Annotated in this window: 15 protein-coding genes; 7 read left to right on the forward strand and 8 right to left on the reverse strand. The window is 68.5% G+C overall.

Features of this window, described 5'->3' with window-relative positions:
• Positions 1 to 24 precede the first annotated feature (24 nt).
• Positions 25 to 1,563 carry an ATP-dependent DNA ligase gene (locus tag BKA15_RS11940; RefSeq protein WP_179751018.1) on the reverse strand — a complete coding sequence of 513 codons (1,539 nt, stop codon included), beginning with the start codon at positions 1,561 to 1,563 and terminating at the stop codon, positions 25 to 27.
• Between the two features lie 86 nt (positions 1,564 to 1,649).
• Complete coding sequence (locus BKA15_RS11945; RefSeq protein ID WP_179751020.1) at positions 1,650 to 1,961, reverse strand: putative quinol monooxygenase; 312 nt, start codon at positions 1,959 to 1,961, stop codon at positions 1,650 to 1,652.
• Between the two features lie 190 nt (positions 1,962 to 2,151).
• On the opposite strand from BKA15_RS11945, the gene BKA15_RS11950 reads away from it, so the two are divergent.
• Genes BKA15_RS11950 through BKA15_RS11970 form a run of 5 tightly spaced genes read left to right on the forward strand, consistent with a single transcriptional unit; the run spans position 2,152 to position 7,580 of the window.
• On the forward strand, positions 2,152 to 3,996 hold the full coding sequence (locus tag BKA15_RS11950; RefSeq protein ID WP_246322326.1) for an ABC transporter substrate-binding protein: 1,845 nt from the start codon (positions 2,152 to 2,154) through the stop codon (positions 3,994 to 3,996).
• Between the two features lie 20 nt (positions 3,997 to 4,016).
• Positions 4,017 to 5,027 carry an ABC transporter permease gene (locus BKA15_RS11955; protein WP_179751022.1) on the forward strand — a complete coding sequence of 337 codons (1,011 nt, stop codon included), beginning with the start codon at positions 4,017 to 4,019 and terminating at the stop codon, positions 5,025 to 5,027.
• Positions 5,027 to 5,923: an ABC transporter permease gene (locus BKA15_RS11960; protein ID WP_179751024.1), complete on the forward strand. Its 897-nt coding sequence runs from the start codon at positions 5,027 to 5,029 to the stop codon at positions 5,921 to 5,923. Before BKA15_RS11955 ends, BKA15_RS11960 begins: the two co-directional genes overlap by 1 nt.
• Positions 5,920 to 6,783: an ABC transporter ATP-binding protein gene (locus tag BKA15_RS11965; RefSeq protein WP_179751026.1), complete on the forward strand. Its 864-nt coding sequence runs from the start codon at positions 5,920 to 5,922 to the stop codon at positions 6,781 to 6,783. The genes BKA15_RS11960 and BKA15_RS11965 overlap by 4 nt, the downstream gene beginning before the upstream one ends.
• On the forward strand, positions 6,780 to 7,580 hold the full coding sequence (locus BKA15_RS11970; protein WP_179751028.1) for an ABC transporter ATP-binding protein: 801 nt from the start codon (positions 6,780 to 6,782) through the stop codon (positions 7,578 to 7,580). The genes BKA15_RS11965 and BKA15_RS11970 overlap by 4 nt, the downstream gene beginning before the upstream one ends.
• A 627-nt stretch (positions 7,581 to 8,207) precedes the next feature.
• Here BKA15_RS11970 and BKA15_RS11975 read toward each other — a convergent pair.
• The 4 genes from BKA15_RS11975 to BKA15_RS11990 all read right to left on the reverse strand — a co-directional run bounded on the left by BKA15_RS11975 (position 8,208) and on the right by BKA15_RS11990 (position 10,717).
• On the reverse strand, positions 8,208 to 9,047 hold the full coding sequence (locus BKA15_RS11975) for a prephenate dehydratase (RefSeq protein WP_179751030.1): 840 nt from the start codon (positions 9,045 to 9,047) through the stop codon (positions 8,208 to 8,210).
• Positions 9,048 to 9,080: 33 nt separating this feature from the next.
• Positions 9,081 to 9,815, reverse strand: coding sequence for a DUF899 family protein (locus BKA15_RS11980; RefSeq protein WP_179751032.1), 735 nt, complete (start codon positions 9,813 to 9,815; stop codon positions 9,081 to 9,083).
• Between the two features lie 50 nt (positions 9,816 to 9,865).
• Positions 9,866 to 10,033: a hypothetical protein gene (locus tag BKA15_RS11985; RefSeq protein ID WP_179751034.1), complete on the reverse strand. Its 168-nt coding sequence runs from the start codon at positions 10,031 to 10,033 to the stop codon at positions 9,866 to 9,868.
• Between the two features lie 114 nt (positions 10,034 to 10,147).
• The gene (locus tag BKA15_RS11990; RefSeq protein ID WP_179751036.1) at positions 10,148 to 10,717 is read right to left on the reverse strand and encodes a CGNR zinc finger domain-containing protein; all 570 of its coding nucleotides are present in this window, start codon (positions 10,715 to 10,717) and stop codon (positions 10,148 to 10,150) included.
• 79 nt (positions 10,718 to 10,796) lie between these two features.
• Here BKA15_RS11990 and BKA15_RS11995 point away from each other — a divergent pair, with 79 nt between their 5' ends.
• Positions 10,797 to 11,273 (forward strand): LacI family DNA-binding transcriptional regulator, encoded by a 477-nt coding sequence (locus tag BKA15_RS11995; RefSeq protein ID WP_179751038.1) that lies wholly within the window; start codon positions 10,797 to 10,799, stop codon positions 11,271 to 11,273.
• Here the strand turns inward: BKA15_RS11995 and BKA15_RS36835 are convergent.
• Positions 11,186 to 12,076 (reverse strand): helix-turn-helix transcriptional regulator, encoded by an 891-nt coding sequence (locus tag BKA15_RS36835; protein ID WP_179751039.1) that lies wholly within the window; start codon positions 12,074 to 12,076, stop codon positions 11,186 to 11,188. The genes BKA15_RS11995 and BKA15_RS36835 overlap by 88 nt on opposite strands.
• A 65-nt stretch (positions 12,077 to 12,141) precedes the next feature.
• Between BKA15_RS36835 and BKA15_RS12005 the strand changes: the two genes are divergently transcribed.
• Positions 12,142 to 13,101, forward strand: coding sequence for a phytanoyl-CoA dioxygenase family protein (locus BKA15_RS12005; protein ID WP_179751041.1), 960 nt, complete (start codon positions 12,142 to 12,144; stop codon positions 13,099 to 13,101).
• Between the two features lie 9 nt (positions 13,102 to 13,110).
• On the opposite strand, the gene BKA15_RS12010 is transcribed toward BKA15_RS12005, so the two are convergent.
• Positions 13,111 to 13,935, reverse strand: a complete 825-nt coding sequence (locus BKA15_RS12010; RefSeq protein ID WP_179751043.1) for an alpha/beta fold hydrolase — start codon at positions 13,933 to 13,935, stop codon at positions 13,111 to 13,113.
• Positions 13,936 to 13,941: the final 6 nt, after the last annotated feature.

Consider the following 13,941-nt stretch of genomic DNA (forward strand, 5'->3'; position numbering starts at 1 on the left):
CGCCCACCGTAGCGACCCGCACCGTCACTCCGGCTCGACGGTGCCCCCGATCGCGAGCACGGTGTCGAACGTGTCGGCCTGATCGGCGGTCTTGTCCTCGCGATAACGCAGCACCCGGGCGAACCGCAGCGCCACCCCGCCCGGATAGCGGGTCGAGCGCTGCAGCCCGTCGAACGCGATCTCGACCACCGTCTCCGGCCGGACGTAGACCGTGTAGTCGTCGCGGCTCGCCTCCAGCTCGAGGAACCGGTCGGTCTGCCAGGCCAGCAGCTTGTCGGTCATCCCCTTGAACGTCTTGCCGAGCATGATCAACTCGCCGCTGGCCGGGTCGCGCGCGGCCAGGTGCAGGTTGGACAGCCAGCCCTTCCGGCGCCCGTGGCCCCATTCTGCGGCCGTGACGATCAGGTCCAGCGTGTGCCGCGGTTTGATCTTGATCCAGGCCGAGTCGCGCCGGCCCGCCGCATACGGCGCGTCGAGCCGCTTCACCACGACGCCCTCGTACCCGTCCAGGACGGCGGTCCGGAACACCTCGGCCAATTCGTCCTCGGTTTCGCAGAACCGTCGCGGCACGATCAGCTCCGGCGACAGCACCTCGGCCATGATCCGGATCCGCTCGGACAGCGGCTCGTCCAGCAGGTCGCGACCGTCCAGGTGCAGCAGGTCGAAGAAGAAGCCGCGCAGCGGCGTCCGCACCGCCTGCGCGGGAACGTCCAGCTGGGAGCCGGTCCGGGAGGCGATCACCTGGAAACTCTCCGGCTTCCCGTCCGGCCGGAACGCCAGCACCTCGCCGTCCAGCACCATCCTCTGGTACGGCAGCGCGGCCACCGTGGCACTCACCTCCGGCAGCCGCTCGGTGATCTCGTCCAGCGACCGGGTGAACATCCGGATCGTGTCGTCGTCCTTGTGCACCTGGACCCGGATCCCGTCCAGCTTGTGGTCGACCAGCAGCGGCAGGCCGGCCTTCCCGACCGCCTCGGTGACGTCCGGCGCACTGGCCGCGAGCATCGGCTGGATCCCGGTCCCGACGGTCAGCCCGACCTCCGCCAAGCCGGCCAGACCGCCCTCGACCAGCACCCGTGCCGCGGCCGTCGTCGACGACGCGAGCATCGCCGCCCGCCGCACCGCGGCCACCGGCACTTCGTAGGCGACCGCGAGCCCCTCCTGCACCTGCGCCTCCAGCGCGCCCTGCCGCAGCTCGCCCGAGATCAGCCCGGCCAGCAACCGCTGCTCCGGCTCGGTCGCCCGGCCGAACAGGTTCGCCACCAGTTGGGCCCGGCGGCCCGCCGACCCGGTGCCGGCCAGCGCGGCCGTGGCCTCGAAGATGGCGTCCACCTCGGTCACGCTCAGGGTCGCCTCGGCGGCGGGCGGCGGCGCCTTGCTGACCGTACGCCAGCCGATGCCGGTCCGCCGCTGCCGCAACGAGCCGGCCAGGTAGGCCACCACGATCTCGATCTCCGCCGGCTCCGCGTCGCGCAGCACCGCGGCGATCACTTCGCGCTTGGCGATCCGTGACCGCGTCGCGGCCATCGCCGCCGACGCCGCGGCGACCCGTTCCAACAGCATGAGCGCAGTCTTGCAAACGCCGCCGACAGTCGCTGCGGTTCGGCTCCGTATCGGTCTCGCCGATCCGGCCTACCCGCAGACGTTGCTCAGAGGGCGCCCTGCTCCGGGGTGCCGAGCGGGATCGGGGTCATCCGGGTGACCACGGTCGGCTTGGCCAGCAGGCCCTCGATGCCGGCGCCGAGCACCTTGACGGCGGCGCCGGAGCCGTGGGCGTCCAGGTCCTCGACCGTGGTCCACTTCTCGATCATGGTGATCGTGCCGTCCGCGGCGTCGTGGATGGCGTACAACTCACAGCCCGGTTCGGCGTGGACGGCCTCGATGCCCTCCCGCATGGCCTCGGCGAGCTGTTCCTTCGCGCCTTCCTTGGGATGGAACACGGCGGTGACGACGACGGTCATGGGCGCTCGCTTTCGTGAATCGATTCGACAAACCGGGCTCGATTATGGCTCACACCGGCGCGCCCGTTTGGCCCGGCCCGGACCAGGTATCAATCTGCATCCAAAGCCAGTCGGGGCATTGACAACCGAACCGGTTAAGTGGTGAGTTTGGGCTCACTTGAACCAATGTTGCCTTCAGGGGAGGACGACGATGACCGATCCCACGCACCAGCCAGGCCGAGGCGAACGCCCGGACCCGGCCGGTGACCATGACTCGAACTCCTGGGGGACCACGATGGAGTCGAGTCGCCGCCGCTTCCTGGCCCTCGCCGGACTCACCGCGGGTGGTGCCGCGGTCGGAGTCGGTGCCGCCGGTTGCGGCACCGCGCAGACGGGCAATCGGCCCGGCGGTACGGAGAGCCAGGGCCGGCCGGGCGCCTCGGGCGAGACCTTCTTCGTGGCCGGCTTCCAGTGGGGCCCGCCGACCAACTTCAACCCGCTCGGCCCCTCGCCGGCCTGGCCGTCCACCGGCGGCCAGATGCAGTTGATCTACGAAACCCTGCTCCGCTTCAACATGCTGGACGGCAGCCTGCAGCCCGGCCTCGGCAAGGAACTCATCGAGGTCGACGCGCAGACGCTCGAGGTACCGCTGCAGGACGGCACCAAGTGGCACGACGGGTCGGAACTCACGGCCGACGACGTCGTGTTCACGTTCGAGCTGGCCAAGGACAACTCGCTGAGCTACTCCAATGTCTGGGAATACCTGGAGTCGGTGACCGCGAAGGATCCGCGGACGGTCCAGTTCAAGGCGAAGTCCAAGCCGCTGAACCTGCTGCCGGTCCGCAACGCGATCGCCGCCACGGCGATCATCCCGCAGGCGGTCTGGAGCAAGATCGACGCCAAGAAGCTCACCTCCGACACCAACATGGAACCGGTCGGCAGCGGCCCGTTCAAACTGGAGAAGGCCGACCAGACCCAGATCAGCCTGGTCCGGTTCGACGATTACTGGGGCAAGGCCATCTACGGCACCCCGGCGATGAAGATGATCAACCACCCGATCTTCCGCTCCAACAACGACGGTGACCTGAAGCTGGAGAGCGGCGAGATCGACGCCAGCCAGCAGTTCACCGCCCAGATCTGGAAGATGTGGGAGAAGGGCAAGCCGGTCGGCACCTGGCTCAAGGAGAAGCCGTACTACCTGCCCGGCAACACCCCGCTGCTGCAGATCAACAACAAGGTCAAGGGCCTGGACAATCCGTTGGTACGGCGAGCGATCGCGTTCGCCATCGACACGCCCAACATCGCCAAGACCGCGATGTCGGACTACTCCGACCCCGCCAACGCGAGTTTGATCTTGCCGACCGGGTACGAGGAGAAGTTCTACGACCAGGCCGCGGTGGACTCGCAGGGTTGGAAGTACGACCCCGACGAGGCGGTCCGGATCCTCGAGGAGGATCTCAAGGCCACCAAGGGATCGGACGGCATCTACGAGCTGCCGGACGGCACCCGGCTCGGCCCCTGGACGGTGATCACGCCGACCGGCTGGTCGGACTGGCAGACGGCCTGCGAGGTCGCGGCGAAGAGCCTCAAGGCGGTCGGCATCGATGTGGCGACCGAGTTCCCGCAGGCGCCGCAGGTGACGTCGAAGATGCAGAACGGCGACTTCGAACTGGCCTGCTGGAGCGCGTCCGGTGTGAGCCTGGCCAGCCCGTGGTCGCGGTTCCGGGACCTGATGGACAACCGCGGTGCCGCGCCGTTGGGCAAGACCACGTTCTACAACTTCATCCGGTTCTCCGATCCCGAAGTGCCCGGCCTGCTCGACCAGGCCGGCGCCGCCACCAGTGACGAGGAGCGTCGCGAGGTCTACCAGAAGCTGGACGCGATCTTCCGGGAGAAGGTGCCGGCGGTGCCGCTGATGTACCGGCCGCTGGAGTTCTACGAGTTCAACGAGACCAACTGGGTCGGCTTCCCGACCGCCGAGAACCCGTATGCACCGCCGATGTGGCAGGGCGCCGGAATCCAATGGTTGTTCAAGTTGAAGAAGGTGGGGACCTAGGCGCGCGAGGCTAGTCTTCGATGGTTTTCGCACGCTATCTCGGCCGCAAACTGCTCTGGTATCTGCTGGCTCTGATCATCGCGCTGCTGCTCAACTTCCTGCTGCCCCGACTGATCCCCGGCAACCCGGTGGACACGATCGTCAGCCAGCTGGCGAGGGGCGGTGGCACCGGCGGTGATCAGCTCCGGCAGATCCACGAGACGTTCATGCGCGAGTTCGGGCTGAACGAGCCGCTCTGGAAGCAGTTCTTCATCTATCTGGGCCAGCTGGCCCAGGGCAACCTCGGCACCTCGTTCGCGCAGTACCCGGCGAAGGTCAACACGCTGGTCGGCGACGCGCTCCCGTGGAGCATCGCGATCCAGCTCCCGGCGATCTTGATCGGCTGGCTGGTCGGCAACGGGCTCGGCGCCATCGCGGCGTTCAAGGGCGGGCACTTCGATCGGGGCGCGTTCCTCGGTTCGCTGTTCCTGTCCAGCATGCCGTACTACTGCCTGGCAATCCTGCTGCAGTACATCGTCGGCGTCTCGCTCGGCGTCATGCCGATCAGCGGCGCCTACTCGCTCGGCCTGTCACCGGAGGCGACGTTCGCGTTCTTCGGCGATGCGATCACCTACTTCTGGTTACCGTTCTGGTCCCTGGTGTTGATCTTCATCGGCGGCCAGGCGATCGGCATGCGGTCGATGGCGATCTACGAGCTCGGCTCCGACTACGTCAATTACGGCAGGGGTCTGGGGCTGCGTGACTCGACGATCGTCCGGTACATCTTCCGGAACGCGATGCTGCCGCAGATCACCGGCCTGGCGTTGTCGATCGGCGGCATGATCGGCGGCGCGTTGATCACCGAACTGGTGTTCAACTATCCCGGGCTCGGCACCCTGTTGTTCAACGCCATCAGTCAGAGCGACTATCCGGTGATCCAGTCGATCACGTTGTTGATCACGCTGGCCGTGCTCGCCGCGAACTTCTGCGTCGAGATCGCGTACGGCATCATCGATCCCCGGATCCGCGCGGCCCAAAGTGGTGATCGCTGATGAAAGCCGTGAGTTTCACTCCCAGATTCTGGTTCGCCAGCGTGCTGATCGGGATCACGGTGCTGATCGCCCTGTTCGGCCCGTTCGTCGTGCAGACCGATCCGAACGCCGTGATCGGCGGCCTGTACGACCCGCCGCAGGGCTTCGGGCCCTTCCTGCTCGGCACCGACAACGAGGGCCAGAGTGTGGTGGCCAATCTGGTGTACGGGACGCGCACGTCGCTCATCGTCGGCCTGATCGCCGGTGCCATCGCGACCGCGATCGGCCTGGTGATCGGGCTGATCGCCGGCTACCGCGGTGGCGTGCTGGACGACATCCTGATGGGCGCCACGAACATCGCGCTGGCCATCCCCAGCATCGTCGTGGTGATCTTGCTGTCGATCGCGCTGAACGACCGGTCGATCTTCACCCTGGCGCTGGTGATCGGCGTGACCGGCTGGCCGTGGACCGCCCGCGCGGTCCGGGCCCAGGCGACCAGCGTGCGCACCCGGGAACACATCGACGTCGCCCGGCTGTCCGGCGCCCGGTTCTGGTCGATCCTCGGCTGGGACGTGCTGCCGTACCTGCTCAGCTATGTCGTGATGGCCTTCGTTCTGCAGGTGTCCGGGGCGATCCTGGCCGAGTCGGCGCTCAGCCTGCTCGGTCTGGGGCCGGCCGGCGGCACCGTCAGCCTCGGCCTGATGCTCTACTGGGCACTGACCTGGGGCTCGATCCGGAACGGCTACTGGTTCGCCTTCATCCCGCCGACGGTGATGCTGTCGATCGTGGCGTTCTCGCTGCTGCTGCTGCAGTCCAGCCTGGACGAGGTGTTCAATCCCCGGCTGCGCAGGGGCCGGGCCCGCAAGATCAAGAAGGCCGTCGCCGATGTCGTCCCCGCGGAAGGACCGCCGAAATGAGCCAACTGCTGCGCGCCACCGACATCCATGGCGTCTACCGGTCGGGGTCGGCCGAACTGCACGCGGTCGATCACGTCTCCCTCTCGCTCGACGAGGGGGAGGTGCTCGGCCTGGCCGGCGAGTCCGGCAGTGGCAAGTCGACGCTCGGGTCGATCATCTCGCTGACCGCGCGGCCGCCGCTGTACGTCGACAACGGCGCCCTCGAGGTGGACGGCAAGGAGCTGATGCTGGACGGATCGCAACGGATCCCCCGGACCTGGCGCGGCTCCGTCGTGTCGATGCTGCCGCAGGGCGCGATGAACTCGATCAGCCCGACCATGCGCGTTCGTGATCTTGTGGTGGACGTCGTGAAGGCCCATGATCGTTCGGCGAAACGGAGCGAGGCGATCGACCGGGCCCGGGACCGGTTCGAGACCCTCGGGCTGCCGGTCCGGGCCCTCGACGCGTACCCGCATCAGCTGTCCGGCGGCATGAAGCAACGGACCGTGACGGTGATCTCGACGCTGCTCAATCCGCGGATCCTGATCGCCGACGAGCCGACCTCGGCGCTCGACGTGACGTCGCAGAAGGCGTTGATCGACATGCTGCTGGACATGCTGGAGAAGAAGATCATGTCCGGCGTCATCTTCATCACGCATGATCTTCCGGTGTTGCGTACGGTCTCGAACCGACTCGCGATCATGTACCGCGGCAAGATCGTCGAGACCGGCGACACCCCGGAGCTGGTCGACGATCCGCAGCACCCGTACACCCGGGCCTTGTTGGGTTCGGTGCTGGTGCCGGAGCCCAAGTACCGCAAGATCAGGATCGAGGGCATGAAGGGCTTCGAGGACGCCCCGACCACCGGGAGGACGACATGAGCGACGACCCTTCGACGGGCTCAGGGCACGGCACCGAGATCTTCACCGCCAGTGGGATCGGCCGCACCTTCGGCTCCGGCCGGAACCAGGTGACCGCGGTTGAGGACGTCTCGTTCGCCCTGGTGGAGAAGGAGATCACGACGATCGTCGGCGAGAGCGGCTCGGGCAAGTCGACCATCGCGCGGATGGTGCTCGGACTGCTGCCGGTCAGCTCCGGGACCATGACCTTCGACGGCAAGGACGTGACAAAGCTGTCCACGGCGGCGCGGATCGCGTACTGGCGGGACGTGCAGGCGGTCTTCCAGGACCCGTTCTCGTCGTTCAACCAGTTCTTCACCGTACGTCGGCTGCTGAACCGATCCTTGCGGATGCTGGACCGGGTGTCGGCGAAGGAGCGGCTGGAGGAGGCGCTCGGCCACGTCGGGATGGACCTGAGCGTCCTTGATCGTTTCCCGCACCAGCTGTCCGGCGGTCAGCGGCAACGGATCATGATCGCCCGAGCCCTGATGCTGCGCCCGCGCCTGCTGATCGCCGACGAGGCGACCTCCATGCTCGACGCCTCGCTCCGGGTGAACATCCTCAACGTGCTGACCGACCTTCGCGACGAGCTCGGCATGACCGTCCTCTTCATCACCCACGACATCGGCCAGGCCTGTTATCTCGCCGACAAGGTGCTCGTGATGGAGAAGGGGATCCTGGTCGAGCAGGGACCGACCGACGACGTGATCTTCAACCCGCAGCACGAGTACACGCAGCGTCTGCTCGCCGACGTGCCGAGGCTCCACGAATCCGCGTGAATCTTTTAGTTCAGGGGGAGCTTGGTCCCGCGACGGGGGCTGGGGTTTCCGGTCTCCAGCCGAGCGTCGAGCTGATCTTGCCGACTGTGGTTGCCCGGGCGCTCGGGGCGGTGCCGGGAGGGCCCGGGCATTTCGACGTCGAGTGGTGAGTTGTCGACGCCATCCGGCGCGTTCGGCGTCGTTAAGTCACCACTCGATCGTTGTGGTCGGGGAGGGCGTACGGGACGGACCGTTTCGTGGCGCGACCGGATCACGCCGGAGCCGTGTTGGCGGCCCGTTGATCTCCATCCATGAGCTCGCGGTCTGCGCCCGGAGGTCGATCGATGTGTGCCGGATCGCGGGGTCCGCTGCAGCCGTCGCAGCCTCCTGCGCCTCTTCCATTCGAACGCCCGGACCGAGCCGCACTTGGGCTCCGCGACCCGCGCCGACTCCGGCAGGACCCGCGACCGAGAATCGTGCGGCCAGCACCCGCGGCCTCCGCACTGAGCGGACGCCTTTGGCAACTCTTGGTGCCGAAGCGATGCCATTCGGGTCCACTCGACGCGGACCGAGGTGTGACCAGAGACTCTGCGGTTCGATGCCGCCGGAGGCCGCGAGCGTCCCCGCTCGCTCGGGCCGCCGCTCGGCTCAGGAACGGGAGGGGTCGGCGGGGTAGACGCCGAGCATCTTGACGTCGGTGGAGAAGAAGGCGAGCTCTTCCAGGGCCCGCTTGACGCCGATGTCGTCGGGATGACCGTCGACCTCGGCCAGGAACTGGGTGGCGCCGCTGAAGGAGCCGTCGACCATGTAGCTCTCCAGCTTGGTCATGTTCACGCCGTTGGTCGCGAACCCGCCGAGCGCCTTGTAGAGCGCGGCGGGCAGGTTGCGGACGTTGAAGATGAACGAGGTGACGACGGGGCCGTTGCCGGCCGGGGCCTTGATGAAGTCGCGGGACAGGACCACGAACCGGGTCGTGTTGTGATCTTCGTCCTCGATGTCCTCGGCCAGGATCTCCAGGCCGTAGATCTCGGCGGCGAGCGGCGGGGAGATGGCGGCCTGGGTCGGGTCCGCGGCCTCGGCGACCTCGCGCGCGGCGCCGGCGGTGTCACCGGAGATGATCGGTCGCAGGCCGAGCCGGCGGATGATCTTGCGGCACTGGCCGAGCGCGTGCACGTGGCTGTGCGCCGTGGTGATCGTGTCCAGCGTCGCTCCCGGTACCCCCATCAGGTGGAACCGGATCCGAAGGAAGTGCTCGGCGATGATGTGCAGCCCGGACTGCGGCAGGAAGTGGTGGATGTCGGCGACCCGGCCGGCGATGGAGTTGTCGATCGGGATCATGGCGAGGTCGACCTCGCCGCTCTCGACGACCGCGAAGACGTCCTCGAAGGACGCGCAGGGCACGGCCTCCGACTCGGGATAGTTCTCCTTGCAGACCAGATGCGAGTTGGCACCCGGCTCGCCTTGGTACGCGATACGTGGGCGGGTCACCGCCGCATCCTAAACCCGTACCGGCAACGGACCTCAGGATGCGGTGCCGGTGAGATCGTCGGAGCGGCCGGCTTCGATCCGGGACCACTGGGACGTCGGCCGGTCGCCGGTCCGGAACTGCTGCCCCGCCTCTGCGAACGGCTGCGGCCAGCCCACCGGCGAATCCTCCCAGGTCTCCTGGCGCCCGTACACCGTGAGATCGAGCAGGTGGTAGCTGGTCGCGCCGGCCTCGGTCCCCCGCCCGGTCGACCAGTAGGTCTGGAAGACCCGGTCGCCGTCGCGCAGGTAGCAGGCGTAGCCGCCGAAGCCCTGGTCGCCGAGCAGCGCCTGTTCGGCGTCGCGGGCGGAGTACCAGGGCATCGTCCAGCCCATGAATTCCTGGTAGCGCGAGCTCTCCGGGTAGCTGCCCTGGCAGAACGTCGCGTATGTGACGTCGCGGCTGTGCAGGTACGACAGCTCGGTGGCGTGGCTCGTGAAGAATGTGCAGCCCTCGCACTGCTCCGGAGCGGGGTGGCCGTGATGCCACATGTGGAAGTAGACGAGCAGTTGCCGTCGCCCCTCGAAGGTGTCGAGCAAGCTTACCGGGCCGTTCTCGCCGACCAGTTCGATCTTCGGGTCGAGTTCGATCATCGGCAGCCGGCGGCGGGCCGCGGCGATCGCGTCACCCTCCCGGGTGTGGGCCTTCTCCCGGACCAGCAACTGATCCAGGGCTGCCTGCCAGGTGTCCCGATCGACGACCTCGGGCAGCGGATGAGTGTTCTTGTCCATAACGGAATGAGACTCCTCCGCCGCCCGAGAATCATCGGGTCCGGGCTGAATCAACGGCCCATCCGGGCCAGTACCAGGGAGCGGGAGCCGATCACGACATCGTTCCCGGGAGTGCCGGACCGACTCGGCAGTTCCGGATTCCGGCGGGAGCTCAGGAGCTGCTCCGCCCCGGCGAACGTGGCCTGCGACACCGACACGGCCGCCTCGGTCTCGGCCACGGCGGTCTGCACGAGTTCCGGCGTCGCGGCGCTTGCTCTCCGGCGCCGAGGCCGCCCAGGCGAGCCAGCAGACGCCGTTCGCGTCGAGTGAGGATCGGATCAATGGTCAACAGCTCAGTTCGTACGGCCTTCCGCCCGGCCCGTCCGGGCCGCGTAGGCGCGCCTCATCTTGATGTGGTTGCCGCAGCCGGTCATGGAGCACCAGCGGCGCGACTGGTTGCGCGAGGTGTCGTAGTAGGCCCAGCGGCAGGTGGTCCGGTCGCACACCTTGAGCCTGACCCAGGTGCCCTGCTCCTTGGCCCGCCGGATCGCGTCCAGCAGCCCGATCAGCGCGGGATCGAGCGCCCCGCTGCCGGCCGGCAGCATCCGATAGCCGTCCGCGCCGAGCTCCAGCCGGATGGGCAACTCGGCCAGGATCCTGTTGCCGGCGGCGATCGCGCCCTCGTCGACGGCGTGCCCGCCGTGTCCGAGCAGGATCGCCCGCAGCCCTTCCCTGACTGTCGTGGCCGCCGCAAGGTCGGCGGCGTCGAGCCTGGCCCGGGCCGGCAGCAGGCCGCGCCCGGCGAACCAGTCCCGCAGAGCCTTGGGGGACGCCAGGGTCTCGTCGTCGACCTGCGGCTCGTAGCTGTTGACGAAGTCGCGGATCAGCAGCACCTCGGCCGGCGCCGATGCGGAAGAGCTCACAACACCATCATAAGCGTTTGACTGGTGTGATTTCCTGATTCAGACTACACCAGTAAACAACTTTCACTGGTGTGAGGGGATGATCATGACGACTCTTCGTGACGTCGCCCGCCAGGCTGGGGTGTCGACGAAGACCGCCTCCAACGCCATCAACGGGTACGCGGGAGTGAGTGATCGACTGCGCCGTCGGGTGCTGGCCGCGGTCGAGGAACTCGGCTACCGCCCGAACCAGATCGCCCGGGCGCTGCGTGGCGGCCGGGGCGACCTGCTGACGCTGGTCGTACCGGCGGGCGGCGACGAGCGGATGATCACCCTGGCCCGGAAGTTGATCATGGCGGCCGAGAGCGACGGCTGCGAGATCGTCACCGATCACCGGGACGCCACGGACCGGAGCTGCCTCCTGATCCTGGCACCGGAGACCGGGATCAGCAGCGCCGATCTTGAGCCGCCGGGAGCAGGCGAGGAGCGTCACAGGTTGAGCAGGGGCCCGGCCAACGGGAGCAGCCCGGACCTGCGGAGCGGGGCCAGCGGGTCGGCCGCATCGGCGGTCCGGTAGTTCCCGGGCGGCCGGCCGTAGGCCTCGCGGAATCGCCGCGAGAAGTGGTACGGGTTCGTGTAGCCGACCAGCCGGGCGATCTCGGCGAGCCCGGCGTTGCTGCGCTGCAACGCGACGGCGCCGCGGGCCAGCCGGATCAGCTCGAAGGCGCGGGCCGGTCCGGTGCCGTAGCCGGCCCGGAACACCCGGTGCAGGTGTCCGGCCGAGATGCCGACGGCCGCGCACAGTTCCTCGACCGGGACGATCCGCATCCCGTCGGCCGCCCACACGTCCCGGACATGATCAACAGCAGCGGCCACCGGGGCCGGCGGCTCGGGCCCGGCGTCGGTCATCGGCCCGGTGACGTACACGTCGACCAGGAGGGTGATCAACTCGACGCTGCGCCGCTGCGCGGCCTCGGTGCCGAGACCGGCGAGTTCCAGCAGGTAGTCGCAGATCCCGCCGAGGATCGGGGCGGCGAGCAGATCACGGACCATCGGCCACTGCCCGATCGGCGGCAGCGGCCCGGGTTCGGTGATCATGAAGTGGACGTACGCATGCCGGGACACCCGGTGCTGATCCCAGTGCAGCGCGTCCCGGGTACCGGGCGTGACCAGGACCAGCTGGCCGGGCCGCAGCTGGGTGCTGCCGGACTCGATCGAGCCGTCCGGCCGAGGTCGGGTCCAGATATGCCGGGCCGATCCCTCGAGCAGCCAGACGAACTCGTAGCTGATCAGGGTTCGGGGCCCGAACTGGTCTCCCGGCAGATAGTCGGCGACCAGCACCGCCGTCGCCGGCTCCAGCCCGATCGCTCGCGATGTCACGATCAGATATTAGTTCGCGGCAATCGGCCATTGGCCCGGCACCGGTCCCCGGCACAGTGTTGATCATGACCTCCTTGATCAGCACCCGCACGCCGGAGTTGCGCCGGTTCGACACCGCGGACGCCGAGTTCGCCGCCCACTACGCCGAGCACGGCTTCGCCCTGCTGGCCGACGGCCTCTCCCGCGCCGAGGTCGACGCGGTCAACGACGATGCGCTGCGGCTCTGCCGGGGCGACCTCGGCGAGATCCTCGGCGGCTGGCGCGACAGCGACGACCCGAACAGCGCGCCGCCCGAGTTCGCCTCGATGAGCGACGAGGACGTGCTGCGGTCGTTCCTCTGCATCCACTACCCGCACAAGGCGTCGCCGGCCGCCCTGGCCGCGCTCACCGCGCCGCGGATCGTGGACGCGCTGGTCTCGGTGATCGGCCCGAACGTCAAGGCGATGCAGTCGATGCTGTTCATCAAGTCCGAGGGCAAGCCCGGCCAGGCCTGGCACCAGGACGAGTTCTTCATCCCGACCCGGGACCGTTCGCTGACCGCGGCCTGGATCGCCCTCGACGACGCCACCATCGAGAACGGCTGCCTCTGGGTGCTGCCCGGCTCGCACCGGCGCGGCGTGATCTACCCGTCCAAGGAGCAGAACGACCCGCGGTTCGACTGCACCGGCGAGGCGTACGACTTCCCGTACTCCGATGACGACGCGGTGCCGGTGGAGATCCCGGCCGGCACCGCGCTGATCTTCAACGGCTACCTGCTGCACCGGTCGCTGGAGAACTCCGGCAAGCACGGCTACCGGCGGGCGCTGGCCAACCACTACATGAGCGCCGAGTCGCTGCTGCCCTGGCGGCCCCCGGTCGAGGGCGAGAGCATGGCCACCGCCGACTTCCGCGACGTGCTGCTGGTGGCCGGCGAGGATCCGTACGCCTACAAGGGGATCACCGAGGTCAACCGCCCGCTGTCCCGCCCGGACAAGGAGGGCGGCTGCGACCGTTGGCCGTCCGCCAAGGGGTCCACCGAGGAGTAGGGCTCGGCCTCAACCGGCCTCGATGATCACCTCGTGCAGCAGCTCGGCGGTCTCGGCCGGACGTTCCAGCCAGGGCAGGTGGCCGGCGTCGGCGATGATCCGCTTCCGGGATCGCCGGACCAGGCCGGCCAGCTCGACCACGTTGGCGACCGGCCGCGGATCCCGATCACCGTGCAGGAACGTGACCGGGCAGCGCACCGCACCGGCCCACCCGACCAGGTCCGCGTCGTCGAACCGAACCTCCCGATTGGCCTGGAAGTTGATCTTGTTCTCGGACTCGGCCATCGGGCGGGCCAGCTCGAGACCGCGGTCGGGGTCGGCGTAGTCGTGGACCCATCTGAGCCGGCGCCACTCGATCTCCTCGTCCCGGCTGCGCTGCTGGGCGGTGAGGCGGGCCAGCCGGTCGGCGTACTGACGCTGGCGGCGCTCCCGCTCGGCCCGGTACGGGGTTCGCCAGTCACCGGTGCCGAGGCCGGCCAGATACCCGACCGCCGCCACCCGGTCCGGGAACTCGGCCGCGTAGGCGAGCGCGAGGGTGGCTCCGAACGAGTGCCCGATCAAGATCAACTCGGGTGCCTGCCAGGCCTGCCGGAGCTGCTCCAGGTCCGCCAGGGAGGTCGCCATCGACTGGTCGTCGGACGGGGTGGACCGGCCGCAGCCGCGCTGGTCGTACCGGAAGATCGGGGCGAGTGTGTCGATCATGGCCGCGACCGGTTCGAGGTAGTCCCATAGCCCCGGTCCGCCGTGCAGCAGCACCACCGGCGGCCGGCCCGTCACCGTCCCGGTTCGCCAGGTGGCGAGCTCCGCCCCGTCCGACAGCCGTACCCGTTCCACGCCGGG

This window comes from Microlunatus parietis (assembly GCF_013407955.1).
Lineage (GTDB): Bacteria > Actinomycetota > Actinomycetes > Propionibacteriales > Propionibacteriaceae > Microlunatus > Microlunatus parietis.